At 41.4% G+C, this 26,128-nt stretch carries 21 protein-coding genes; 1 reads left to right on the top strand and 20 read right to left on the bottom strand.

Going from position 1 to position 26,128, the window contains the following annotated elements:
* Window positions 1-2 precede the first annotated feature (2 nt).
* From QE450_RS05485 to QE450_RS05475, 3 genes are all read right to left on the bottom strand, one after another.
* Window positions 3-665, bottom strand: a complete 663-nt coding sequence (locus QE450_RS05485; protein ID WP_273615731.1) for an SGNH/GDSL hydrolase family protein — start codon at window positions 663-665, stop codon at window positions 3-5.
* Between the two features lie 54 nt (window positions 666-719).
* Entirely contained in the window at window positions 720-1,499 is a 780-nt protein-coding gene (locus QE450_RS05480) for an alpha/beta hydrolase (RefSeq protein ID WP_307297647.1), read from the bottom strand.
* A gap of 188 nt (window positions 1,500-1,687) precedes the next feature.
* The gene (locus QE450_RS05475; protein ID WP_204825023.1) at window positions 1,688-2,521 is read right to left on the bottom strand and encodes an AraC family transcriptional regulator; all 834 of its coding nucleotides are present in this window, start codon (window positions 2,519-2,521) and stop codon (window positions 1,688-1,690) included.
* A gap of 111 nt (window positions 2,522-2,632) precedes the next feature.
* Here QE450_RS05475 and QE450_RS05470 point away from each other — a divergent pair, with 111 nt between their 5' ends.
* Complete coding sequence (locus QE450_RS05470; RefSeq protein ID WP_307297643.1) at window positions 2,633-4,669, top strand: beta-galactosidase; 2,037 nt, start codon at window positions 2,633-2,635, stop codon at window positions 4,667-4,669.
* Between the two features lie 204 nt (window positions 4,670-4,873).
* Here the strand turns inward: QE450_RS05470 and QE450_RS05465 are convergent, their stop codons facing one another.
* From QE450_RS05465 to QE450_RS05385, 17 genes are all read right to left on the bottom strand, one after another.
* On the bottom strand, window positions 4,874-6,382 hold the full coding sequence (locus QE450_RS05465; protein WP_307297641.1) for a UxaA family hydrolase: 1,509 nt from the start codon (window positions 6,380-6,382) through the stop codon (window positions 4,874-4,876).
* The gene (locus QE450_RS05460) at window positions 6,379-7,878 is read right to left on the bottom strand and encodes a tagaturonate reductase (RefSeq protein ID WP_307297640.1); all 1,500 of its coding nucleotides are present in this window, start codon (window positions 7,876-7,878) and stop codon (window positions 6,379-6,381) included. Before QE450_RS05460 ends, QE450_RS05465 begins: the two co-directional genes overlap by 4 nt.
* Before the next feature lie 352 nt (window positions 7,879-8,230).
* Complete coding sequence (locus QE450_RS05455) at window positions 8,231-9,280, bottom strand: phosphotransferase (RefSeq protein ID WP_274170345.1); 1,050 nt, start codon at window positions 9,278-9,280, stop codon at window positions 8,231-8,233.
* Between the two features lie 504 nt (window positions 9,281-9,784).
* Window positions 9,785-10,309 (bottom strand): (2Fe-2S)-binding protein, encoded by a 525-nt coding sequence (locus tag QE450_RS05450; protein WP_307297637.1) that lies wholly within the window; start codon window positions 10,307-10,309, stop codon window positions 9,785-9,787.
* Entirely contained in the window at window positions 10,306-12,681 is a 2,376-nt protein-coding gene (gene pucD / locus QE450_RS05445; protein ID WP_307297636.1) for a xanthine dehydrogenase subunit D, read from the bottom strand. The genes QE450_RS05450 and pucD overlap by 4 nt, the downstream gene beginning before the upstream one ends.
* Before the next feature lie 6 nt (window positions 12,682-12,687).
* The gene (locus tag QE450_RS05440) at window positions 12,688-13,644 is read right to left on the bottom strand and encodes an FAD binding domain-containing protein (RefSeq protein ID WP_307297634.1); all 957 of its coding nucleotides are present in this window, start codon (window positions 13,642-13,644) and stop codon (window positions 12,688-12,690) included.
* A 319-nt stretch (window positions 13,645-13,963) separates the two neighbouring features.
* A complete protein-coding gene (locus tag QE450_RS05435; protein WP_307297632.1) occupies window positions 13,964-14,620 on the bottom strand; it encodes a nucleotidyltransferase family protein in 657 nt (218 codons plus the stop codon).
* Window positions 14,586-15,617 (bottom strand): XdhC family protein, encoded by a 1,032-nt coding sequence (locus QE450_RS05430; protein ID WP_307297630.1) that lies wholly within the window; start codon window positions 15,615-15,617, stop codon window positions 14,586-14,588. Before QE450_RS05430 ends, QE450_RS05435 begins: the two co-directional genes overlap by 35 nt.
* Window positions 15,618-15,686: 69 nt before the next feature.
* Entirely contained in the window at window positions 15,687-17,009 is a 1,323-nt protein-coding gene (locus QE450_RS05425) for a 5'-deoxyadenosine deaminase (protein ID WP_273615720.1), read from the bottom strand.
* Window positions 17,010-17,038: 29 nt separating this feature from the next.
* Window positions 17,039-18,628 (bottom strand): gamma-glutamyltransferase, encoded by a 1,590-nt coding sequence (gene ggt, locus QE450_RS05420; RefSeq protein WP_373461951.1) that lies wholly within the window; start codon window positions 18,626-18,628, stop codon window positions 17,039-17,041.
* A complete protein-coding gene (locus QE450_RS05415; RefSeq protein ID WP_301261364.1) occupies window positions 18,625-19,881 on the bottom strand; it encodes a pyridoxal-phosphate-dependent aminotransferase family protein in 1,257 nt (418 codons plus the stop codon). The genes ggt and QE450_RS05415 overlap by 4 nt, the downstream gene beginning before the upstream one ends.
* A complete protein-coding gene (allC, locus tag QE450_RS05410) occupies window positions 19,868-21,142 on the bottom strand; it encodes an allantoate deiminase (protein WP_307297629.1) in 1,275 nt (424 codons plus the stop codon). The genes QE450_RS05415 and allC overlap by 14 nt, the downstream gene beginning before the upstream one ends.
* Complete coding sequence (locus tag QE450_RS05405; protein ID WP_307297627.1) at window positions 21,135-22,526, bottom strand: allantoinase; 1,392 nt, start codon at window positions 22,524-22,526, stop codon at window positions 21,135-21,137. The genes allC and QE450_RS05405 overlap by 8 nt, the downstream gene beginning before the upstream one ends.
* A gap of 81 nt (window positions 22,527-22,607) precedes the next feature.
* A complete protein-coding gene (gene uraH / locus QE450_RS05400; protein ID WP_274170354.1) occupies window positions 22,608-22,958 on the bottom strand; it encodes a hydroxyisourate hydrolase in 351 nt (116 codons plus the stop codon).
* Between the two features lie 60 nt (window positions 22,959-23,018).
* A complete protein-coding gene (uraD, locus tag QE450_RS05395; RefSeq protein ID WP_307297624.1) occupies window positions 23,019-23,537 on the bottom strand; it encodes a 2-oxo-4-hydroxy-4-carboxy-5-ureidoimidazoline decarboxylase in 519 nt (172 codons plus the stop codon).
* Window positions 23,538-23,794: 257 nt separating this feature from the next.
* Entirely contained in the window at window positions 23,795-25,387 is a 1,593-nt protein-coding gene (locus QE450_RS05390) for a PucR family transcriptional regulator (protein WP_307297622.1), read from the bottom strand.
* 241 nt (window positions 25,388-25,628) lie between these two features.
* Window positions 25,629-26,066 (bottom strand): GNAT family N-acetyltransferase, encoded by a 438-nt coding sequence (locus QE450_RS05385; RefSeq protein WP_273615713.1) that lies wholly within the window; start codon window positions 26,064-26,066, stop codon window positions 25,629-25,631.
* Window positions 26,067-26,128 lie beyond the last annotated feature (62 nt).

Below are 26,128 nucleotides of genomic sequence, written 5' to 3'. Positions count from 1 at the left end.
CATTATGTCGTAGAACGGTTCCAATCGTATTGAACAGCTTGCAAGAATGAACGAGCAAGCACTAAATGTCCATTTTGATTCGGATGAACATGATCCCATCCATTGGATAATGAAGCTGGATATACATAAGCGGATAATGCGTCAAAAGCAGCTTGAGTATCAACAAAGATCGCTCCTGTTTCTTGCGCAATTCGCTTCACTGCTTCTCCGTATACATCCATTGTGGCACGCATCGGATCTTCAGTCGTTGTCGATAAGTAATATGGAGTCATTAAGACTAATCCTTTTACTTTCGGTAACGTCTGTTGTACCAGTTCACGCAAAGTCTGTTCATATTCTTCTAAATATACATGCCAATCGGTTTCTAGCGGATGACTGAATTGTCTCCATACATCATTGATCCCGATCATAATAGATACCCAATCTGGATCATGTTTGAACACATCTTCTTCCCAGCGTTCTTTGAGATGTTTGACTTGATCTCCACTTGTTCCTGTATTAAGAACACGAATATTATAATCAGGATAAACCGTTTGCAAAAGAGAATCGACTAAAGACACATACCCATTGCCAATCTCCCAGTATTGCCCTACAGGTCGACCGCGTCCACAATCTGTAACCGAGTCACCAATCATCAATAATGTGCTGTTTTTTTCAATTTTCATCTCTATCCATCTCCTCTACACTGACAAAAATAGGGTCATCGGCTAGTGTATAGATTACCAACCCTGACGTTGAAGCCAAATCATACATTGCTTGGTCCAGTTTCCCATAACTGGGTGTTCCAAAGCAAGCCCCTGCCCATGTCCACCACTCTCATAAATATGTAATTCAAATGGAACATGATGCTGTTCTAAAGCCAGTGCCATCTGCAAACTATTTTGTACAGATACTACATCATCATCTGTATTGTGCCAGATAAATGCAGGCGGGGTCTGTGCGGTAACACGTTGCTCTGCACTATAATCAGCTATCTGTTCCTCTGAAGCATCTGCTCCCAAAAGAGCTAATCTAGATCCTTCATGCCCGTAGTGCTTCATCGTAATAACCGGATAACACAAAATCATCGCATCCGGTCTCGAACTGATCGATTGAGTGATTCCTGCTACAGTTATCGGTTGTTCTTCATACACCGTACCGGTAATAGCGGCTAAATGACCACCTGCTGAAAATCCCAATATCCCTATTTTGGACGAATCGATTCCATATTCAGCCGCATGCGCCCGAACATAACGAATAGCACGTTTACCATCTTCTAACGGAATACGTTGCTGTTTCGGTGATAAACGATAATGAAGTACAAAAGCAGAAATACCATGTTCATTTAACCACTGTGCGACAGGCGCGCCTTCATGATCTGCACGATGTTCATATCCTCCACCTGGCAATACAATAACCACACTATCCGAAGAATCCACTATAAATGGTACCAAATAAGCTTTTTCTTCTGTAGTATTTATATCTTCTTCTACATCAATCCATATCTTTTCTACACTCACCTGATCATCCCCTTTCTGATATCACACTGGTTATCAATATATTGTAAGCGCTTAATAAAATCAACTCAATAATTGAAGCAGACCGGACCTATCCGCTTCATGATTCATTGATTAGACAAATATTAATGTCATTTATAGATTGCCTCGAACTCACATGCAATCCAACTTACATGCACTAGAAATTATATTTAATACAAATTACGAAATTGTTCAGGCGTTACATCTTCTAATCTACGGAATGTAGCTACAAAATGACTGGAATCCCTAAATCCTACCTGACCTGCCACTTCTTTGATCGTCATTCGTGGATAAAGTGTCATCAGTTCTTTGGCTTTACGAATACGTAGTAAAATAAAATACGCATACGCGGTCATACCGAATGTCTGTCGGAATAATGTATTTAAATGCCTTGCACTTACGCCTACTTGATCTGCCATATCTTCAAGCCCGATATTAGGATCGTCATAATGAGATTCCATAAATGACATCAGTGGCTTGAGTCGTTCGACTGTATGCGATAACGAAGGAAGATTGTTTACACGTCCATGCTTTTTGAGCAATGTTAAAAATCGGTATAGATCTGAACTGGTATCTAGACCGGATAGATCACGATCACTACGAATCTGTCCCAATAGACCACTAGCAAAAGTCTCTAATTCACATCCACGATCCCACTCATAATAAGCTGAATGCGATAACCCCAGTGTAGATACAATCGCAAGAGATTGCGGGCCACCAAATGTTAAATAAGCCGTCTCCCATACTCCGCTTATTGGACGATATCCATGAGCATCTCGGGGTGCCAGTAATACACCTGATCCTGCTTTGACCGTATAGCTGGTTCCGCCAAAATAAAGCTCGCCTTCTCCATTTACCGCTTGAATCCAATGATAACAAGGATACCCGTCTGGACGATCAATCGATTCTTGATCAGCATTGTACCCGATACTCTCCATATGAATAGGTAACTGTAAGTCTCTGAGCTCTGTAAAAAAACGGCGGTCAGGTATAGTTACGTACATATTTTTCACTTCCAATCTCCATATTTTTATATACTAAGCGCATTTTATTATATTTTATAAGGGAACGAGTTGAATTACTATAGAGTTATTCTTATACAAGGAGTGACAGTCATGATTAGCAGCAAACTTCCTAAAATTTTTTATGGTGGTGATTATAATCCTGAGCAATGGGATCAACAGACTCACCAAGAAGATTTACAACTATTTAAACAAGCAGGAATCGATATCGCCACAGTCAATGTATTCTCTTGGGCACGCAATCAACCCGATGAGGTTCATTATCAATTTGAATGGTTGGATGAGTTGATCGATAGCCTTTATGAAAGCGGTATCTATACCTGCCTTGCCACAAGTACGGCTGCTCATCCGGCATGGATGGCGAAAAAGTATCCTGATGTATTACGTACCGACAAAGACGGCAGAAAACGCAAATTCGGTGGTCGTCATAACTCTTGCCCTAACAGTCCAACTTATCGTAAATACTCGACAGAGATTGCTAGTCGACTTGCAGAACGCTACAAAGATCATCCAGCTATTGTGGTCTGGCATGTATCTAACGAATACGGTGGCGATTGTTATTGTGACAACTGCGAACGGGCTTTTCGTGTCTGGCTCAAAACACGTTACCAGACGCTAGATGCATTAAATACAGCATGGAACACTTCTTTCTGGGGTCATACGTTCTATGACTGGGATGAAATTGTATTGCCAAGTAATCTAAGCGAAGAATGGGGAGACGATAATACGAACTTTCAAGGGATGTCTCTTGATTATTCCCGCTTCAACTCGGACAGCATGCTCGAATGTTATCAACTAGAGTATGATGCGATTAAAAGTGTTGTTCCAGATGCACTGATTACGACAAACTTGATGGGCTTTTTCAAGCCTTTAGATTATTTTAAATGGGCAAAACAAATGGACATTATCTCATGGGATAACTATCCAGGGCTCGATACACCTGTAAGTTATACCGCTCTTGCACATGATCTGATGCGTGGTATCAAAAATGGTGATCCATTTATGCTTATGGAACAAACGCCTAGTCAACAAAACTGGCAAGCTTACAATTCGCTCAAACGTCCGGGTGTAATGCGCTTATGGAGCTATCAAGCCGTGGCTCATGGTGCAGATACGATTATGTTTTTCCAACTTCGCCGTTCAGCAGGTGCATGTGAAAAGTTCCATGGCGCTGTGATTGAACATGTAGGTCATTCCAATACTCGTGTTTTCCGCGAAACAGCAGCACTGGGTAGCGAACTTCAGACATTGGGTGATACTTTGCTTGATTCGCGTATTGAATCCAAAGTTGCTATACTGTTTGATTGGGACAACTGGTGGGCGATTGAGAAATCAAGTGGGCCAACAATTGCGCTCAAATATGTAGATCAGATACATAAATACTACAAAGCCTTTTATAACCGTAATATTCAGGTCGATGTAGTTGGCGTAGATTCTGATCTTAGCGCATATGAGCTGGTCATCGCCCCTGTTCTGTACATGGTCAAACCAGGTCTAGCCGATAAACTAGAACAATTTACACAAAATGGAGGCACATTTATCACCACATTCTTTAGCGGCATTGTAGGCGAGAGTGATCTGGTTGCACTTGGTGGTTATCCTGGCGAGCTACGCAAACTGCTTGGCATCTGGGTAGAAGAAACAGACGCTCTACTTCCTACGATGCGGAACCAGATTGTAATGAATCAATCATTAGGTGATCTAAGCGGCGATTATGAATGCGGAATGCTCTGCGATTTGCTTCATACCGAAGGTGCCGAAGTTCTTGCCCACTATGGTGATGACTTTTATAAAGGAATGCCTGTGCTTACGCGTAATACGTACGGCAAAGGAGAAGCATGGTATATCGCTTCCGATGGAGAAGAAGCGTTTATTGCTGGTCTTATGAAATTTGTAGCTGATCAAAAAGGAATTCAACCTGTTCTAGATACCCCAGCCGGTGTAGAAGCTGGACGACGTGTCAAAAACGGCGAACAATTCATTTTCTTACTCAACCATAATGCTGAAGCAGCTACTGTAGAACTGAACGATCTACAAGTAACCAATCTGCTCGATCCTGATCATACGAGTCAATCGATTGAAGTGCCTGCACGCGGTTCAGTGATTCTAAGTGCACCGTATAGCAGTTAAAACCAATTTAGAGTAATATCAATCTCAATTGGTAATATATGACATAGCAATCGATTAACATCCTTATTTTACCACGAATGAAGCGATACGTAAAATGTATTTAATTACATTTACGTATCGCTTTTTTTAATCTTATTTCTAGTTTTTCTTGTATGCTGAAGAGTGAATTTGCTGGCTTATATTGAGATACTAGACAGCTCTTTTTTATAAAATTACACCGTCTTTAAAAATAGCAATTTCACGAAAACCATGCTTTTCACTATTAGTCTGCTTACGTCCTGAAGCAATATCTACAATTGATGTTAATAGATCAAGTGATACTTCTTCCATCGTTTTTCCTTCTAATAATTGACCTGCATTATAATCGATCCAATGTTTTTTGCGATTGGCTAGATCGGATTGAGTAGCAATTTTCATAGTCGGTACAGGCCCGCCAAAAGGAGTCCCTCTACCGGTTGTAAATAAAACAATATGAGCGCCTGCCGCTGACAAAGCAGTAACAGACACAAGATCATTACCCGGTGCTTCGATAATATTCAATCCAGACTGATGTACCCTTTGACCGTATTTTAGTACATCGATGACTTGGGAGTGTCCACCTTTTTGCGTACAGCCTAGCGATTTTTCTTCCAGTGTTGTGATCCCTCCAGCTTTGTTGCCGGGTGAAGGATTTTCGTAAATATTTTGACCATGATTAACAAAGTATTGCTTAAATCCATTAATCAAATCTACCAATTCGTCAAATACTTGCGGAGTCTGAGCACGATTCATTAAGATGGTCTCTGCACCGAACATCTCGGGCACTTCGGTTAAAATAGCTGTTCCACCAGCAGAAACGATAAGGTCGGCTACAGAACCGACTAATGGATTGGCTGTAATTCCAGATAACCCATCCGAGCCTCCACATTTTAAGCCTATTTTTAATTTGGACAAAGGTACAGGCTGACGCGATATTTGTTCTGCTTGAGTAGCCAATTCTTCTAACAGTAACAATCCTGCTTCGATCTCATCATCTTCTTCTTGAGCTTTGAGATAACGAACTTTGTGAGCATATTCGTTTGGAATAACTTCAGCAAATTGTTCAATCTGATTGTTCTCACAACCTAATCCAATTACCAAAACACCTGCGGCATTCGGATGAAGTACAAGTGAAGCTAACAACTGCTTCGTATATTCCAGATCATCGCCTAATTGCGAACAGCCAAATGGATGTGGAAAATGATACACGCCTTCTACACGTCCTTGCATATCTGCATGAGCAGTACGCGCTAGTGCTTCGCAAACTTTATTAATACAACCCACCGTATTGATAATCCAGATTTCGTTACGAATACCCACTTCACCATTTTCACGTACATATCCTTCAAATGTCTGTAAATGTTCAGGTACATGATTAGGATTCCAGCTAGGCGTAGGTTCATACCGATAATCTAATGTGCCTTCTAAGCCTGTGCGTAGGTTGTGCGTATGAATCCATTGTCCGGGTTGAATATGCTCTTTGGCTTTGCCGATTGAAAATCCATATTTAATCACATCTTGATCTGGAGCAATATCATGTACCGCTATTTTGTGACCACGTGGAATATGATCGCTGACATTTAGGATAGTCCCATTTTCCAAAATAATCGATTCGCCCGGTGATACATCTCGAAGTGCAATCACAACATCATCTTGCTTCTGAATCGTTATGCAATCTTTTATCATCGTATTCATTGCCGTTGCTCCTCCAATATATGAATATTTGATACAATAGCTGCTTCTAATCCTTGAATCTGTGTTAAATCTTCTTCCCATATCTGCTCATCAGACAAAATAGAAGTCACAACTGTTAATAACTGTGATTGTTGCCAGTGTTCTGCAAGACGCTCAATATAGTCTTTATTATCTTTGATCGTCAGTGTTGCACCTGAGAATGTCTGAGCTTGATGAGGTTGTCCTTCTTCTGCTGGTTGTAATCGGTATAATAAGATCAAAGCCGCTAGTGAATATACGATCTCAGCAGGCAGTTGATTATATTTTTCTGTATACGCTTTCAATGTTGGTAAAATTCTTGTTTTGAATTTGCTTAGACTATTCAGTGCGATATCTTGTAATCGGTGTTCCAGATAAGGATTACGGAAGCGTTCAAATGTTTCTGTCGCATAAGACTTTAGCTCTTTCTCATCTAATGTGAGTGACGGAATCACTTCTTCTGTAATCGTTGAAATCATCCATTGGCTAAGATGTGGATCGTCCATCACATCACGCACAGTGGTTTTGCCGTACAATAAACCAACAGGTGTCATTAACGTATGAGCTCCATTTAGGATACGTACTTTACGTTCTTGAAAAGGCTGTAAATCTTTCACCCAGTGTACATTAAGTCCAATCTGTGCCAGTGGTAGCCTTTTATCTAATTCAGGCTCTCCTTGAATCGCCCACAGATGATAAGGCTCTGCTGTATTGATAAATGAATCTTCATATCCGTATTGCTCTACTAAACGTGCATATTCTTCTTCCGGTGGTAACCCCGGTACAATCCGATCAACAAGATTGTTCAAAAAGCGCTGTGATTGTTCTATCCATTGCACAAAATCAGTACCAAATCCAAAGTCATCTGCATAACGAAGCACATACTGTTTGAGTACATCACCATTATTTTCAATCAATTCACAAGGTAAAATTAATAACCCGTGACTTGAATCTCCTGCAAAATGTTGAAATCTTCGATATAAAAATACAGTTAATCGTGCAGGATAATTACGCAATGGCTCTCCTGCAACATAATTGATCGGTTCATACGTCAATCCTGCTTCTGTCGTATTCGATATAATAATATCCAGCGACTCTAATTCAGCTAACTGTAGAAATTGCTCCCATTCGGTATACGGATCGATAAACGTTTTGAAAACAGGAATAATCGATCGGTGCTCGGTCACTTCTCCATGTTGTACTCCTCTTGTAATTAAGGTATACAATCCATCTTGCTCTGCTAACTGTTGTAATTTGACTGCTCCATTCGGTGTCGGTGGGGTCAACGCAATACTGCCATGATATTTTCCTTGGGTAATACTTTCATAGATCATCCAATCAAAAAAACCTCTCAAAAAGTTACCTGCCCCTATTTGTAAAATTTTGATCGGCAATTGACGAATATTTTCAATCTTACGACGTTCATCCTGACTATTTATTCCGATTCGCAATGGTTGCATATATTTTCCTAGCGACATCGTATTCCTCCATTCCTTTATACATTTTCTTTTTGCTCATTTATAAATGGGTGTTATGCCTTTATACAGATCACTTGTTAAAGGATACACAATGACGTTCTCAATCGCTAAAATTGATGCATCAATATTGTTCACGTTAACATTTTACAAAATATGACTCTTATTTGCTACCTATTGTAGCATCAAATGAATAAAAATAGTCAAATAAAATATATTTAAATATTGTGAAATATCTTTTTTTACAATAGATATCCTGCATATGGTTTGGTTATACATAAAAAAATAGCGAATATCGATAACTTTTTCGACATTCGCTATTTTTATTTTCATTTTCGCGTCAATACAAAGTTCATTATTTAAAGATACGACGGCACAGTAATTGCAAAAGAGGCCCACTCTTCTCATACCATTGTAGTCCAGCATCCAGACGTTGTGCTTGCGCAATTACCACGTCAGCATCATCGATCCCTTCAAAATAACGACTTAAAAAATGCATAAATACATCGATACGACGCAACAAAATAAGTAATGGGATTGCTTCAATCTCTTGATCTGACAAATGAATTCGGGTCGCATACCCTTGCAAAAAAGCAGTACACTGCTTCTCATCAGCTACATTCCATTCCACTGTCTGCAACATATCTGACAAACAGACTGCCGGTTCCATCGCCCGTAAATCGCGTGTCACAAATTCAAAATCTAAAATCGCTGTAATCTGTCCATCTGTAGATTCCAGCATATTGGATGCGTTCAGATCACCATGAATCAATTGATGAGGTAATGATACCAGACGAGTGATCCGCATCAACTGCTCACCCAGACGTTCTCCAATACGATATAAAATATCTGCGATACTATTAAAGTCTTCAGGCGGATGAGCACAGAATGCTTCTAATCGACCTGGACTGCATAAAGGATACGATTGTCCCAACCGATAATACGGCGGATATACCGGATGCAGATCAATATCAATCTGCGCCAATGCGGCAGATAACTGCCCGGTCACCTGACCAAAGTGAAAAATCTCTTCTGTTGTTCTTAATTGAGGTGTATGACCATCCATATAATGAAATAACGCGGCTATTCTGCCAGCGCTACGAGAATCCTCTTCATTGACTGGCCCTGTAACATGAATTGTCTGTCCTTGGGTATCTTTTACAGGCTTCGGCGTATTCAGTCCAACTAGAACCGCAGGAAGCGCAGATAACACTTCATGTTCATAGCGAACTTTGTCCGGTTCTTTATGGGTTTCGTATCGTCGTAGCACATAGCGGCTAGACGCGTGATCTATAAACATCGTGGTATTATTCATACCGCCTTTGCCTTCAACCATATGCCAATTTCCAGATGGAAAATAATGATCTGCCAGTTGTTCCATGGAATCTATATATTCGCTTTCCAAAGGTTCCCCTCCTTGCTGCCTTTTGTAATGCGGGTAATGGAGAAGCTGATTGAGTCCATATCCATAAGAACTCTAGGTGCAGACACTGACTTATCACAAGCCCAAGTATGTTAGCCATAAAATGAGCTATTCAATCATACTTCATCTATTACATTGTCTGTCTACTATTCAGCAATCCTATCAGCTTATTGCATCTTATTTTCCGATGAAAAGCCAACGCATAACCTTTTACCTGTTCGTTAATAATATAACAATTCAGGTGTCCTTACCAATCCAAATTTTAGCGAATACCAAAAGTTTTACATTACACTTTGGTTACAGATCATTTATGAAGGGATAGAGGTTATATTGATGATGATAGTCCTTTGTTACAGGATGTATGAGGTATCTCTGGAACAACTATATGTACAAAACAAAATCCTTTCCCTCAATGCAATAATCTGCTGTAAGGAAAGGATTCACTCATGTATAGCATAGATCTATACGATATTTGTTCCTATAGATTCAACGAACGATGTGGGATGTATCTGATAATTCTTGCTGTTGTTGCTGGCATTTGGTAGCCGCACTCTGTACTGCGCGCATAATGCCACCGTATCCTGTACAACGACATAGATTACCGCATAATCCTTCTTTGATCTCATCATCATTAGGATGGGGGGTCTGATCGAGCAATGCTTTGGTGGAAATAATCATACCCGGTGTACAATATCCACACTGAAATCCCCCTTCTTCCAAAAAAGCTTCTTGAATTGGATGCAATTGCTCTTTGCTTTCTCCATGTAATCCTTCAATCGTTGTGATTTCTTTACCAGCACATTGGTATGCCATAGTCAGACAAGAATTGACCGGTTCTCCATTGATCATCACCATGCAGGCACCACAGCGACCAATTTCGCAAGAAACTTTAGTTCCTGTTAGATTCAAGTCTCCACGAATCACATCGACCAGACGACGCGAAGGATCAATATCCAATTCACGATGTTCTCCATTCACAGTAGCTTGCCATGTTGTATCTGTTGTTTTCATCGTGGACTCACCCTTTCTGCTTGCCATGTCTCTATCGGTTGAATCAGTAATTCCCTTGCCACTGGTAAATGAGGAACCCATACTCCGACAGCATCACGAATCGCAGCCGTGATTGCTGGTGCAAGTGCAACCGAGCCAATCTCTCCTATGCCGCGCGGGCCAAAAGTATCGCCTTCTGGTAAATCTTCGATTGCTTCAACTTCAAGTGAGGTATGCATGTCTTTGATTGTAGGAATAAGATACGTATCCATATTTTTGGTCAAATAATGTCCTTCATCCATCACTGCATCTTCGGTTAATGTAAATCCTAGTGCCATCACACTACCGCCTTCAATCTGCCCTAAAAATCCCATCGGATTAATGACAGGGCCTGCAGCAACAGTATGATAATTATCCAACAATTTTACATGTCCTGTTAATGTATTCACTTCTACTTCTGCCGCAACAGCCGCATACGTATATAAATAATGCCCGCCTACTACCGCATCCGGTGTAGTGGGATAAGCAAATTCCGTATCGAAAATCAATTCGTTTGACTTGCCTGCTACACTCATATGTGTTGCAATTTCAAGGTACGTAATAACAGGTTCAGATTCATCTACAACGATAAGATCGTCGCTCAGTAACCAGATACCTGCTTTCCCTGTAGTTAACTGCTCGTAAGGTACACCGGTAATCTCAGACGCTATCGTTAAAATGCTTTGGAGAAAAGGTGTCTTTAAGCGCTGTAATGCCATCCATGCCATCGTTGTTGAGCGTGAAGCTGTACTTGATCCACTATGAGGAACACGATCTGTATCTCCGATAACGATACTCAGATCATCAGGTTCACATTGGAACAGATCGATTAACATGATCTCTAACGTCGCAATCAGTCCTTGCCCGAATTCTTCATAGCTAAAGAAAACTTCAATCTTTCCCTGTTCATTTAGCGCAAGTCGTCCACCTGCTGGATCATCTATACCATAACCGAGACCTGCACCATGCATAGCCAGTGCTGCTCCTATCCCACGCTTGATCCACGGTGGCTGAAATGCAGACTTCTGTTCACTCATCCCACTCATAATCTCCACAGAACGATCTTGTTCATACTCTTGTGAAGGGTGTAGCTTGCGCTGCCATAGCTTGGATTGAGTCAGTGCTTGCATCACTTGTTCAAGACCATTGGTTTGTAAAATGCGTTGTTCTAGTGGCCCTGGATCATTTTGCTGGCGCCGATTCAACATCCGAAACTCCCACGGGTCCATCTGGATTAATTCAGCCAAGCGATCCATTTGCCCTTCCATCGCAAATATCGCTTGATTTCCACCAAATCCACGAAATTCGCCGGATAATCCATTATTGGTATACACAGATACCCCTTCTACATCTACATGCTCTATACGATAAGGTCCCATTGAATGCTCTGTGGCAAAATTAAGCACCGGCGCTCCAAGTGTTGCATAAGCTCCTGTATCAGCTACGATACGCACATAATGAGCGACTAAATGACCGTATTCATCAATCCCTGTTTTCATTTCAATCTTCATTGGATGACGCTTGAGTCCAGCACGAACCGATTCTTGTCTTGAATTATGCATTTTGATAGGACGACCACTTTTCAGTGCTAATAATGAACCATATGGTTGTACATTTAATTCATCTTTTCCACCAAATGAACCGCCGATTGGACTGGAGATGACACGAATCCGTTCTTCTTCCCATCCTAGAATACGAGCAATTTGCATCCGGTCTTTATATCCATGCTGTGTAGGGGCATAGACTGTTAGACGACCATCTTCTTCAGGAACAAATAATCCGCCTTCTGTTTCCATATAAGCATGCATCTGTCTTGGTGTACGATACACTTGATGAACAACATGAGCACAGTTGGCAAGAGCAGTATCGGTGCTGCCACGCTTCACTTGAGTCCGATGTAATACATTACCTTGTGGATGAAGTCTTGGCGCCGATTCTTCCAGTGCTCTATCTGTATCTGTAATCGTCTCTAACACTTCATATTCCACACGTATGAGAGAAAGAGCATGCTCGGCAATCTCTAATGAAGTTGCTGCTACAGCAGCTATTGCATCTCCAATATAACGCACTGTATCTTCGCATAATGCCGGTTGATCTGGTGTAGCTATACCAAAGCGATTCAGTCCTGGAACATCATGATGAGTAATTACAGCGATAACCCCTTCATATGCTTCTGCGGCAGATACATCCAATGATAGAATACGTGCATGAGGATGAATACTGCGTAATACGCGTCCATATAACATTCCTTCAGCAGTCATATCGGTCAAATACTGCAATTCTCCTGTTACTTTTTCTTTGCCGTCTCTCCGCTTACGCCAGCGTTCTCCACTACTTTCTCGATTCAGCAACATAGGCTATCATCTCCTTTCGATCTGTGCATGTATCGTTTCCCATAATCCTGCTGCTAATAGATTTCCTGCTGTTTGTTGACGATACTGTTCACTGGCAAAAGGATCGCTGTATGTTATAAATTCATCGCTTGCAAGTCGTGCTAAAGAAGTAATCATATCAGCTTGATATCGATTGCCTTCTAATAACTGTTCACATGTAGATAAGCGCATTGCGATACCAGAACCACCACCTGCGGCTATTCTTACCTGTGAAAAGTATCCTAATGGATCTATTTTGGCGCGAAATGCTACTGTGACAAGCGATGGTGTGAATGCTTCTCTGCGACCAATTTTCCGAAAAAAAGTAATCTCTTGTTGATGATCGACAGACTGTTCTATCGATTCTGTAGCTAACAAGCGATTCTGTTTCTCCAAATTTATTCCTAACAACACGGCATTGATACTTTTTCTACCGCTTTTCACGATCTCTAACCAATCGCTAAGATCCTGTTCGATCGTTGTCACTTCACTTCCAATATCTGCCCAATGAAGCGAGGCATTGTGTACCAGTAGAGCAGGAATAGCATCCCCTACAGCAGAAGCTATATTTCCGCCAATCGTAGCTTGATTGCGAATAGAAGGTGCTGCAATATGACGACACGATTCATATAACGCAGCTCCATGATGAGCGATATAAGCATCTGCTCCACATTCACGAAGCCTTGTTAATGCACCAATATATATATGTTGATCACTTTCATGAATTCCGCATAGATCAGCAATCGTATCCAGTCGAATAAAGTGCTCAGGTCTATTTACAATACCGCCTTCCCACTGCGTACGTAGTAATGTTCCTCCTGCTACGAATACTGCGTCGGCTCCATATTGACGTTTGATCATCATGGCTTCTTCTGCATCTGCTGGCTCCCAGACTTTACGTGAAAAAGGATCAGGAATCCTGCTCGTCTCTATATTCATTTCCATGATGTCACCTCCATTTGTTCTTTTCGCACGTTAGATGATCGAATATACCCTCCATCATCTATCAATTGAACAAATCTTAATGAAATTACGGTATTATGTCAATTATTCTTACTTTAATTTGTAGTAAATATAAATAAAGAGCTTTATTTTGTGCTTTGTGCACTTTTTAATTCTTCAAAATCAAATTAATATGTAATATATACTAACATATTAGAAATGAATTGATTTAATCATTATTTATGTAGAACTTATGTTACATAAGATGCTTGTAATTTCTAATGAAGCAGTAATTCAGTTATTAATAGATTATGATAGTTAGTTATGTAGCAGAACGTATATAATGCTGGATTTGAGCTAGAGCTTCAGGCGTATCAGCATCCCAGAAAAAATGATCTGGATATTTAACGATATTGCTATAGAAATCTGGATTCATGAATACTTTACGAGCTCCTTGATCACCTTGCAGTTGCTCTAGATAAGTCCACATATGGGCGGGGAAAATTACAGGAGGTTTGATGCCTTCATGATCAGCAGAAGCGATATAGTCGACATCAGGCTGATACTGATAGATTGTTATTAGTTCTGTTAACATGGTTGAGGTGATTAAAGGCTGATCGCCAAGCAAAATAAGTACGGCATCTGCTTGAGATAACCGTACTTGCTTCATACCACAACGAATAGAATATGACATTCCTAAATGAGCTTGTTCGCATACAACAGGTTGCATTTTGGAAGGATACTGGTCTGTCCAAGCTTGAATTTCTTGTTGCCATTCAAGCGAAGAATACGGAGCAGTCACTGTGACTACATGCTGAATCTGTGGATTGGTCAAAACGGTCGATAGTACTTTACCTCCGATCGTCGGTACAGGCTCAGATACAGGCGCGCTATCTGCTGTATACAAAGGCATACTCAATTTGTCTTTGCCCATCCGACTACTTTTACCCGCTGTAAGCACTAAGGCGGTGATGTTCATGTGTAACATCCTTTCTCGGTACAAGTACACGTCCACGTTTGACAGCGATCAGTTCGGCGATAATACTGATTGCAATTTCATCCGGTCCATCTGCCCCAATTGATAAGCCTACAGGAGAATGTAACGAAGGGTATGCTGGTAATTGATCCATTAATCGGCGTGTTCGTTCTTTGGAACCCATAATGCCTAGATAAGCACAATGCTGATCTACCATCAATTCCACCCATTCTCGTTCACGTGGAAAATTATGACTCATTAAGATCATATAGTCTTGTTCACCCGGTTGTATTTGTTCATATAAAGACTGTGGAAATCCTACGATACAGGTAGCGCCTGCAAACCGCTCCTCTGTACACAATCCAGCACGCCAATCCCCTATAACTACATCAAACCCGGATAACTGTGCTAGCGAACTTACAAGTATACTGTCATCACCAGCACCGATTAGAATAAGACGTGGCTTAGGACGATAAGTACGAACAAATGTATACTGATCCTTTTGCCCATCAGACAGAGATTCAGTACCTGAATTGGCATCATGAGCAAGCATTAACGGTTGATCTGATAATTGATAATCAATCTGCTCACCATTTTTTTGAAAAGAACGAGTAAGCACTACATTTTCACCTTGATCCAAACGATCATTTAATTCACGAATCACATTCAAAAAGGAACCTCTGACTGGCTCCAACAAAATATTTAATAACCCACCACAGCCGATATTTTCGCCCCATGATAGATCATCTGCTGGACGCATATCGTATTCCACGATAGATACTTGGGAACTGTTCCAGACATCATCTACACGAGCTACAAGATCGCTTTCCAGGCAACCCGGGCTTATACTGCCGAATTGTTGTCCATCAGCAGTCAGAATCATGGAGACTCCTTCTTTGCGGTATGCATGTCCTTCTACATGGACAACAGTAGCAAGAACTGTACGCATTTGTTGTTGATGTTGAGATAAAGCGATTTTGCACAGGTCTTTCATATCCATGAGTCTCCAGCTCCTTTGTTTTTTGAATGTGAATATTGCAAATATTCTCAGGTAGCAAGTAAGCCTGTATTACATACGTGTCATCAAACGTTTGATCGAACGATCGGATTCGCGTAATACAATACTGCGATCGATTGTTTTGACACGGCGATTTTCCAATACAACACTGCCATCAATAATAACGGTATCTACATTGCTGCGTGTTGCCGAGTACACGACTCTGGAATACACATCTACATCATACGAAGGGAATGTATGATAATCTTCCAGATCAAGCAAGACCACATCGGCTTTTTTGCCTACTTCTAGACTGCCGATTTCTTTTGCCATTCCTAGCACTTCTGCTCCGCCCATCGTCGCCATACGCAATACTGTTCTAGCATCCATAACCGTTGGACCATGAGGAACTTTCTGGATTAATGCAGCTAAGCGCATTTCTTGAAACATATCGAGGTTATTGTTACAAGGCGCTCCATCGGCTCCAAGACCAACATGGATATGACGATTCATCAAGTCTGGAATTTCAGCGATACCGGAAGAAAGTTTGAGATTTGAACCCGGGCAGTGGGTGACTTTCACTCCACGTTTGTACAAAATCTGCTTTTCTTCTTCACTGAGCCATACGCAGTGCGCCAGAATCAGACGTGGATTAGCAAGACCGATATGATCCAAATACACAATATTACGCATTCCTCGTTCTTGTTCGACCAGTGAAATTTCTCCACGATTTTCAGAAGCATGAGTATGGACTTTAACATGGTATTGAGCGGAAAGATCACGTACTTCGGTAAGCAGACGCTCTGTACAAGAAACAACAAATCGTGGACAGAACGCGTATTGAATACGTCCACCACCGAAGCCATTCCATTTTTCTAATAAATCTACACTTTTTTGAAGAGATTCGTCGGTGTCTTCCTGTAACGGTTCAGGGACATCGGTTCCATGATCCATCATTACTTTACCGGAGATGACCCGTAGCCCACTTTGCGCCATCGCTTGAAAAGCAGAATCGGTATGATGTACCGTCTCCATATCACAGATCGTTGTCGTTCCACTGGAAATCAATTCTCCAATTCCTAACAATGCAGAATAAAAAATCGATTCTTCATCATGAGCAGCTTCCAATGGCCAGATACGCTTACGTAACCAATCCATCAGTTCCATATCGTCTGCTCGACCACGAAATAATGTCTGGCACAAATGAATATGAGTCTGAATAAATCCTGGCAATAACGTTTTGCCTCGTCCATCTATTTCTTGATCGGCATGATCATCCAAACGTGGAGCCATTTTGACAATTTTATTATTTTCGATCAATAAATCCCCAATAAATACTTCTTCTCGCTCGTTCATTGTGACCATCTGTGCTTGTCTAATCATGATGCTTCCCATGATGCGTCCCCCTCTGTCTCTATCCCGCTCTATATTCCGATAGCAATCCCATCACTACGAGGATCAGCCGCACCGCTAAATACACCTTGTTCATTAATCATAATTCCTTGCGCTTCACCCATTACTGCATCATAATCACGAATTGGTTCTACGATATGCCCGTAAGCTTCTAAGCGCGAATAAATATCTTCATATGAACGGCTTTCGATTTTTAACGTATCGCTCATATCGCCCCATGTCCGTCCATACAACCATCGTGGCAATCCAATCGCCTGCTGGATCGTTAATTGATAATCAATCACACCGGTCAAAATAGATAATTGGGTCTGAGGTTGTCCTTCTCCACCTTGCGTTCCTAACAGCAGATAAGGTTTACCATTTTTCGTTACCATTCCTGGCATTAATGTATGGAAAGTGCGTTTACGTGGTTCCAATACATTCGGCGCCCGATCATCGAGTGAAAAGAATGAGCCTCGATTTTGCAAAATAAAACCACTATCACCCGGCACATAAGCAGATCCAAAATCAAAATAAAGACTTTGAATAAATGAAACTGTATTGCCTTCATCATCAGTTACAGCCGCATAAGCCGTATCCTGACCCATTGCAGGTGAAAGATGCGGAGACGCTTGAGGATGATATTGCATGTCATACCATAATTTTTTGGCATAGTCTTTGGATAATAATTGTTCTATAGGAATATCTCGAAAAGCAGGATCGGTTAAATAACGATCTCGATCTTGAAAAGCTTTTTTCACGGTTTCTACTACCAGATGATAAAATTCAGGCGAAAAGCGAGCAATAGACGACAAATCAACATTTTCCAAAATATTAAGCATCATCAATAGCGAGAATCCCTGTGTATTCGGTGGCATTTGATATACCCGGTGTCCTCGATAGGTGGTCGATACAGGTTCTACCCATTCTCCTTGATGCGCTGCCAGATCTTCCTTCGTTAACACACTACCATCTCGTTCTGTCGCTTCACCGATCATCTGTCCGATAGATCCACTGTAAAAACATGCACTTCCTTGTTCGCCAATCAAACGTAGCGTCTGAGCAAGCTTAGTCTGAATAACAATATCGCCTTCTACTAACGGAATACCATTAGGGCAAAATACCGATTGAAGATGAGTATCTTGCTGAATCCATTCCAGATCACGCATAATCCAGCGTGCTAGACTTGGTGAAGCTGGAAAGCCTTCTTCTGCGTATCGAACCGCCGGAGCGATAATCTCAGCCCATGGCAAACGTCCATACTTTTTCCAGACCGCTTCCCAGGCATCTACCATACCCGGAACAGTGACAGCCGCTAACGGGCCACGACTTGGAATAGTCGTATACCCTTGCTTGGTATACCATTCAGGTGTTGCTTTGGCAGCAGAACGCCCACTTCCATTATAGCCTTCAATCTTGCCCGTATGACCATCATGAATTAGAAAAAAAGCATCTCCACCAGGCCCTGTCATATGAGGATAGACGACACCCAGTACAGCACTTACCGCAACCGCAGCATCGAATGCATTGCCACCGGACTGCAAAATAAAGGCACCTGTCTGACTTGCTAAATAATGCGGTGCTGCAACCATTCCTCTACGCGATTGGGGCATAATGTTCACTGGTACGTCACCTCTTTCTGACCAGCATACACACTAAGTGCCGCTTGCACACCTTGTCCTGCCGGTAATTTCACACCATGGTGGATTAATACTGCTTCCAGAGCACCTAAAACATGAAGTACATTTTTGCGACTACTGCTATATCCCATACTACCGATCCGCCAGATTTTACCTTGTAGTGGACCAAAAGAACTGGCGATCTCAATCCCAAAATCATGAAGCAACATCGAACGTACACTTTCGCCATCTACACCTGCTGGAATTTGGATACAAGTAACAACAGGCAATCGTGCACTGTCATCGCCAAATAATTCTAATCCCATTCCGCGGATACCAGCTACAATCGCTGCTCCATTTTCTGCATGACGGGCAAACCGTGCTTCCAGACCTTCTTCTAACAAAATACGCAACCCTTCACGTAATCCATATAACATCGTTGTAGCTTCTGTATGATGATTAAGCCGCTTAGGACTCCAATAATCTTGCAATTGTGCCAGATCAAAATAATTACTGGCGATACGATTATGACCGGACATGCCTGCTAACGGAAGATCATTTGCCGTCCGAAGTCCACGCTCGATACTTTTACGTCCTAGAATCTTACGTTCCACTCGATCATTATACGTAATCGGTGCCATGCCTGAAGGAACAGACAGACATTTCTGAGTACCACCCATCACTGCATCGACTTTCCATTCATCCGTATAAAAAGGAACCCCTCCGATTGTAGCTACAGCATCTACGACAAAGAGCACATCATGTTCCCTACAAAAATGCCCTATTTCAGATAAAGGTTGCATACATCCTGTAGATGTTTCACCATGTACCATCGCTACAATGGTCGGTTGATATTGGACAATAGCTTGCTTTACGACTTCAGGATCAAATACAGTTCCCCATTCGGTCTCAATAGTCTCAACCTCTGCACCGCAGCGCTCAGCAATTTCAGTTAGTAAATGTCCAAATCGTCCGTAGATTGGAACCAGCACTTTATCACCCGGTTCGATTAAGCTAACCATCACTGCTTCAAGCCCTGAACGTGAAGTACCATCGACAGGAAAAGCCCATTGATTAGTAGTCATATACAACTCGCGTAACATTTCCATCGTTTCATTCATAATATCGGTAAAAGCAGGATCAAATTGCCCCAAAATAGGCATCGACATCGCTCGCAATACACGTGGGTCCACTTCCACCGGACCGGGTGTCATAATCGTGCGCGGGGGTGGCGATAAGTCTTTATAACGCTTCATGGTCTTCACCTCGATAAGCATATTGATATAGCAATTCGGTTAGTACTTTGAAGCCCTGTATAATATCAGCTTCGGCTGTATATTCTAACGGGTTATGGCTAATGCCTTCACGACTCGGTACAAAGATCATTGCAGAAGGACATTCTACACCGAAAATCTGAGCGTCATGCCCTGCTCCACTTGGTAACGATAGCGACGATATACCTGCTTGATCGCATACATGTTGCAGATCATCAATCATCGCTTGATGCATAGGAACAGGTTCTGCCCGTAAATGCTCTTTCCAGGATAATGTTAATCCTTCTTGCTCTGCTATCGCTGAAATTTCTTCATATAAAGCATCTGTATAATCATTCAATATCTGATGATCCAGATGACGAATATCCAATGTAAATGTTGTCTCTCCTGCAATCACGTTCGGTACATTCGGTGATACTTGCAGACTTCCCACCGTAGCGACCAATGGATCGCCCCATTCTAATGCAGAACGCTTGACGCTACTAATCATCAAGGCTGCACCTGCTAATGTATCTCTACGCCATTGCATCGGTGTTGTGCCTGCATGATTACTTTCACCGAGTACTTTCACTTCAATCCGGCGCTGACCTACAATCCCTGTAACTACACCAATCTGATGCCCTGTGCGCTCCAATACAAATCCTTGTTCAATATGAAGTTCGATATAAGCAGCAAATTCACGCTGACATGAAGAGTATATGGATTCACCTCCGAATCCTGCTTGCTTCATCGCCTGTTCCAAGCTAACCCCATCACGATCTTTCACTACCGGAACTTCGCTCACTTGATATGATCCAGTAATATTGCCTGATCCCCAATACGTTAAAGGAAATCGGCTACCTTCTTCTTCGGCTAGTGATATCACTTCAATCGTTCGTAAAGGCTCTCCATAGGTTTCTTTCAAATAAGAAAGTGCCAGTACACCTGCAACAACACCTAACGCACCATCGTATTTACCTCCAAATACAACAGTATCAATATGCGAACCTGTTACAATCGGTAGTCGTTCAGATTGCTTGCCTACTAACCGACCTGTAAGATTCCCGACTTGATCGTAAAAAGGTTCTAATCCTTGCATTTCCATATAATCAAACAATGCTTGTTGTGCTTCTAACCATGCAGGAGTGTATAACAACCGAGTGACTCCGCCTTGTTCATCAGCTCCAAATTGAGCCAGCCATTCCACCATACTGTGTAACTTTGCACTGTAATTTTCGATCATTGGCGCTGCTTGCTTAGCCATGAATCACTCCTCCTGTCTGATAAGCAATAAATTGTCCGATACATGTATCCGTCAATCCAGATGACTGGTCATATACAATGTGTCCGCGTACTATCGTCTTGTGCACCGTCGAGGAAAAGGAATATCCTACATAAGGGCTTTGACGATGTTTATCATACAGATCATCATGTTCCAGCGTATACGATTGCTCCAGATTCACAAGTACAAGATCTGCATCTAAACCTACTTTAATCTGACCTTTAGATTGAGACACTCCTACACGTTCAGCCGGATGCTTTGATAACATATTTGCTATCGCTGGCAACGAGATCTGACGCCGATGATAACCTTCTTCCAGCATCAATAACAATGTGCTCTGTGCTCCCGATATACCGCCCCATGCTTCAAAAAAATTGTTCGATTGCTTCATTTCAGGCGGGCAAGGCGAATGATCTGAAGCAATAATATCAATAAGCCCGAGTGCGACTGCATCCCAGAGAGCAGACTGCTCTGTAGCACTACGTAAAGGCGGTGCACATTTAACAAGCACACCTTGATCTTCTACATCTTGATCGGTTAGCACTAAATAATGAGGACATGTCTCTACAGTTACATCCAGTCCTTCTTGCTTAGCAGCGGTAATGATATCGACCGCTTCCCGGCTACTAATATGCACAAAATGGAGCGCACAATTTGTCTGACGGCTATACTCCAGTGCACGCTTCACAGCTATCACTTCAGCTTCAATCGGTCGGGAATCCAGATAATCTCTTACTCCTGTTCTTCCTTCTGCTACTGCTTGATTGGCTAGTGCAGATACAGTGGGTTCATCTTCAGCATGTAATGCAAGCACATGACCTAATCTAGCAATCTCTGTCATTCCAGATCGTAACGTAGTATCGTCTGCTCTGGTGAAGATATCTTTTCCTTCTCCACCCGGTTCTGACATAAATGCTTTGAACCCCACTACACCGCCTGCTGACATTTCTGCTAATTGATCAACATTTCCTTCTACCAGTCCACCCCAGAGTGCATAATCAACATAAGAATGTTGCTTGGCTACTTGCTTTTTGGCATCCAAATGTTCAGCATTTGTAGTCGGTGGTACACCATTTAAGGGCATATCAACATAGGTGGTTATTCCTCCTGCGGCAAGAGCTGCCGAACCTGTCTGAAATCCTTCCCAACTGCCTAATCCGGGTTCATTAAAATGAACATGAATATCAACGGTTCCCGGTAATATGTGCAATCCATCCGCTTGAATCACAGTCACTCCATGTGTATAAGGGATAGAAGGAGTTAGTGATTGTATTTTGCCATTTCGAATACCAATATCCATTTTGGCTACACGATCTGGTAATACAACAGTGCCTCCAGTAATAATCAGATCCAGTTCTGGTTGCATCCTCTACACTCCTTCCTTATTTCCTTTGATTCTCATCCTATAATCATGAGTTGTATGTCTAACGCTGGTATATCTAATCTATTAGCTTCCACGATAAGTGCTATATCCACCGGGAGCGACCAATAAAGGAATATGATAATTTTGTTCAGTATCTACAATATGGAAACGTAAAGGAACCTTTTCCCATAATAAGGTGTCTGCTGTACTGGTACCGATCGCACGATGATAATCACCAACATAAAAGATCAATTCGTACAATCCAGCTTGTATATGTTCGCCTGCTAATAATGGTTGATCGACACGTCCATCTGCATTAGTAAAGGCTGTAGCAAGTAATAGATTCTTTTCACTATAATAAAGTTCGATTTTGACACCCTCGGCTGGTGTGCCTTGTGCCAAATTCAATACATGAGTTGTTATTTTACCGCTCACTTGCTTCACCTGCTTTCTTTGTGACCTGTTTCTTGTTTGGCGGTATAAGATCTAGAATCACTAGGAAAGAAGTAATCCTTGCTCATCTGCCCACATTTGCAGTCTCAACCCTGCAATCGTATGTACCTGTCCAAGTGCTGTCTGAAATTCTTCTTCAGCCGGCTTTCCTGTCCGATGACGCATAGATTCCAGAATCTGATCAGTCGTTTTTGCTTTGACTGCTAAAATAAAAGGAAATTGATATTGCTCTGTATACACTTCATTCAATTTCGCTAATTGTTCATATTGCTCTGCCGATAGTCCAGTCAATCCTGCTCCTGCTTGTTCTGATTGTGAGTGGTCACTCATTTCGATTTTGGTTCCCAAATCTGGATGTTGTCTTAATAATGTTAATTGTGTCGATATATCAGAATCAGATACAATCTTTTTCATCGTATTTAACATGTCTTGTAAAGTATTAAACGGTCTTTGCTCCCATGCTTGTTCAGTAATCCAAGCGGAATGTTCATATAATCCACCAAATTGCTGTAAAAATTGTTCTTTAGTCCATGTCTGCCATGATTTCTGTGTATTTTCCAAAGGTTTTCCTCTTTTCGTTCGTTCTTTTTTATCATTTTACGTAAGGTTATAGAACATATCAACTAATCAGCTATAATTTTGTTATATAACATAACATTGAAGTAGTGTTTTGTGAATAATACAAAAAACCCTCACCAAAAGGTAAGGGTCTTTAGCATAATAATATGCCACTTGTATAGAGTTAATTTTGATGTAATCTTCAATCATTGATCCTTATATATCGATAACTTCTTCTAGCATCGTTACCATAGATCGACTTACGATTGTTGTTTATCTTTCAAAAATTTGCGGAATGTAAATACCATTTTAAGTTTGAGCAGATCGTTTGTCTTTTTAAAATCCATCTGAAGCAGACCACCGATCTTATCCATCCGATAGGTTACAGTATTACGATGCACATATAACTGCTTAGCGGCTTCATTAATAAGTCCGTCATTTTCAACAAAAGCTTCAAGTGTATTCATCAGCACTTGATTGGGATCGCTGTCTTTGATCAGTAACGGTTCCAGTATTTTGTGACAATACGTCTCCATAATATTCTCAGGAACATGCTGGAATACATAGGCAAATTCTAACGTCTGAAATTGTAAAGCAATATGTGTCATTCCAAAGCGCTTCGCTAACTTGCGAGTCTCCAATGTTTCTTGATGAGCTTCACGCAAAGAACTAGGTTCTGTCTTAATTTTGCTAATCCAGAAGCGTGGACTACCTCCATCATGACTAAGAGACTCCATATCTTCAAACCGATTGATCAAAAAAGCAGATAGTTCCTCACCATAATCTCGCTCAGATGGACAAGCATAGATCGATAAGATCCCTTCTTCGATCCGAAAATGTTGAGAAGGAAATAACTGCATCAGCGGATTATACTGCAACTCTTGATGAATCTGGGCTAGACGCTTTTCTGAAGAAAATGCTTGTGGCTCAAGTGTGGTTAATACACATTGATACGGCCCGGGAAATAAGTTCACTCCTAATCGCCCTGCACCTTCTGTAAGATCATCGAGAGACATTCGTTTGGATAGATATTGCGTGACCAGTGTACGCATTTTGTCTTGTACACCGGGATTCACATGCTCACGGTATGTCGTATCCATATGAAAAGCTAATACTTCAGCGGCTTGCTGGAATAATTCTTCTTCTTCTTTCAGTGGCATCGAGCTATCTGTAAATACCAGTAAAAATCCGTACTGTTCACTACGCTTCATAATCGGTACACGATAACAGCTACCCGAGTTCCATTTCACACGTGTTGGTGACATTTTCCACGGCCATCCTTGAAGTACACTGTCTCCGCCTTCACCGCCATTGTACAGAATATGTCCGCGTGAACCGATAATGGCTATCGGGTATTTCAAAATATCTTCCAGCACAGCAAACACATTTCCCTGTTGATCCTGATTAAGCGCAAACTGCATGAGACGCTTTTGCTTATGTAGAACTGATTGCAACAGTTTGGTACTCCGTTCGTGTTCTGCTTGAAAAAGAGCATTCATCTGATCGGAAAAAGTAAATTGAAAAGGAAGCTCAAGCAGTGGAAATTGTAAACGATCGGCTTCATCAATAATCGCCTGCGGAATCACTTCCCAAAATCGTCCTAACTTTACTCCAAGCCCTGCACAACCGCGCTCATTTAACTTGCGCATCAATTTGATCGCTTCTTCTTCACTGTCTTTCATAATAAAAGCAGTCGTAAATAACATTTCTCCGCTTTTGATCCAGTCGGCGATATCTGGCGCGTCCATAACATTCACAGACTTCATGAGTCGTGATGTTCCCCGGGCACCCGCAACAAGGCGCGCTTCAGACAGAGGATACACTGCGAGCGCTTCTTGAACCGTTAATTGCATACGAGTACCTCCTATTCCGCTAACATCTATACGAAATTCCAAATAATATTGTCATGTATTATAACATACAAATCATTTGCATTAGTATAACGATTATTTATACCTTTTCTCTTATCAGGCATCTTAATGCAAAAAAATACACCCTTTTCTCTTCTATAGTTAATGTCTGGTTTGATAATGATCCAGACCTATAGGGACAAAAGAGTGTATATAGATTAATAATGAGATTGCAATGTGTCTGTTATTCTTCTTCCTCTTCTACTTCATAACGGCACAGGTAACGTTCAGAAGCTGCATTTAGCTCTCCATTACCGATAACAGTAAAGCCGATATTGCGATAAAATTCTGCTCCTTCATCATCTGCTTCAGCAAGCAAAACAGAAGGTTGAGCAGTTTCTATCAATTCTAACAAAATACCACGTCCATACCCTTTACCACGTTCATTCGGAGCAATTGCTAAATGACGGATACGTAAAACGTCTGGTGTATCAGCTTCTTCTACACAGCCGATTACACCAATCCATGCGCCGTCTTCTTGATATCCATATAAATGCATATGATCCTGTGTATGATACTGTTGAATAACAGCCTCCAATACTTGTGGATCAGGAAATACGGCATATGATAATAATTCCTGTAATTGAGGTTGCTCTAATTTTTGATCGATCCGTTCTAACACACTGTATTCCTCCTGTACGGTTTGCTTGACTACTTCTCTATTTTACATGATGTGTCAAACAG

Source organism: Paenibacillus sp. SORGH_AS_0306 (genome assembly GCF_030819345.1).
In the GTDB taxonomy this organism is placed as follows: Bacteria; Bacillota; Bacilli; order Paenibacillales; family Paenibacillaceae; genus Saccharibacillus; species Saccharibacillus kyungheensis.
This window is presented reverse-complemented; position numbering and strand designations above follow the sequence as displayed.

What these genes read in the sequence shown, in the direction of transcription:
- QE450_RS05485 (WP_273615731.1), bottom strand. Translation starts at nt 665, where the DNA reads ATGAAAATTGAAAAAAACAGCACATTATTGATGATTGGTGACTCGGTT.
- QE450_RS05475 (WP_204825023.1), bottom strand. Translation starts at nt 2,521, where the DNA reads ATGTACGTAACTATACCTGACCGCCGTTTTTTTACAGAGCTCAGAGAC.
- QE450_RS05470 (WP_307297643.1), top strand. Translation starts at nt 2,633, where the DNA reads ATGATTAGCAGCAAACTTCCTAAAATTTTTTATGGTGGTGATTATAAT.
- QE450_RS05465 (WP_307297641.1), bottom strand. Translation starts at nt 6,382, where the DNA reads ATGAATACGATGATAAAAGATTGCATAACGATTCAGAAGCAAGATGAT.
- QE450_RS05460 (WP_307297640.1), bottom strand. Translation starts at nt 7,878, where the DNA reads ATGTCGCTAGGAAAATATATGCAACCATTGCGAATCGGAATAAATAGT.
- QE450_RS05450 (WP_307297637.1), bottom strand. Translation starts at nt 10,309, where the DNA reads ATGAAAACAACAGATACAACATGGCAAGCTACTGTGAATGGAGAACAT.
- pucD (WP_307297636.1), bottom strand. Translation starts at nt 12,681, where the DNA reads ATGTTGCTGAATCGAGAAAGTAGTGGAGAACGCTGGCGTAAGCGGAGA.
- QE450_RS05440 (WP_307297634.1), bottom strand. Translation starts at nt 13,644, where the DNA reads ATGGAAATGAATATAGAGACGAGCAGGATTCCTGATCCTTTTTCACGT.
- QE450_RS05435 (WP_307297632.1), bottom strand. Translation starts at nt 14,620, where the DNA reads ATGAACATCACCGCCTTAGTGCTTACAGCGGGTAAAAGTAGTCGGATG.
- QE450_RS05430 (WP_307297630.1), bottom strand. Translation starts at nt 15,617, where the DNA reads ATGGATATGAAAGACCTGTGCAAAATCGCTTTATCTCAACATCAACAA.
- QE450_RS05425 (WP_273615720.1), bottom strand. Translation starts at nt 17,009, where the DNA reads ATGGGAAGCATCATGATTAGACAAGCACAGATGGTCACAATGAACGAG.
- QE450_RS05415 (WP_301261364.1), bottom strand. Translation starts at nt 19,881, where the DNA reads ATGAAGCGTTATAAAGACTTATCGCCACCCCCGCGCACGATTATGACA.
- allC (WP_307297629.1), bottom strand. Translation starts at nt 21,142, where the DNA reads ATGGCTAAGCAAGCAGCGCCAATGATCGAAAATTACAGTGCAAAGTTA.
- QE450_RS05405 (WP_307297627.1), bottom strand. Translation starts at nt 22,526, where the DNA reads ATGCAACCAGAACTGGATCTGATTATTACTGGAGGCACTGTTGTATTA.
- QE450_RS05390 (WP_307297622.1), bottom strand. Translation starts at nt 25,387, where the DNA reads ATGCAATTAACGGTTCAAGAAGCGCTCGCAGTGTATCCTCTGTCTGAA.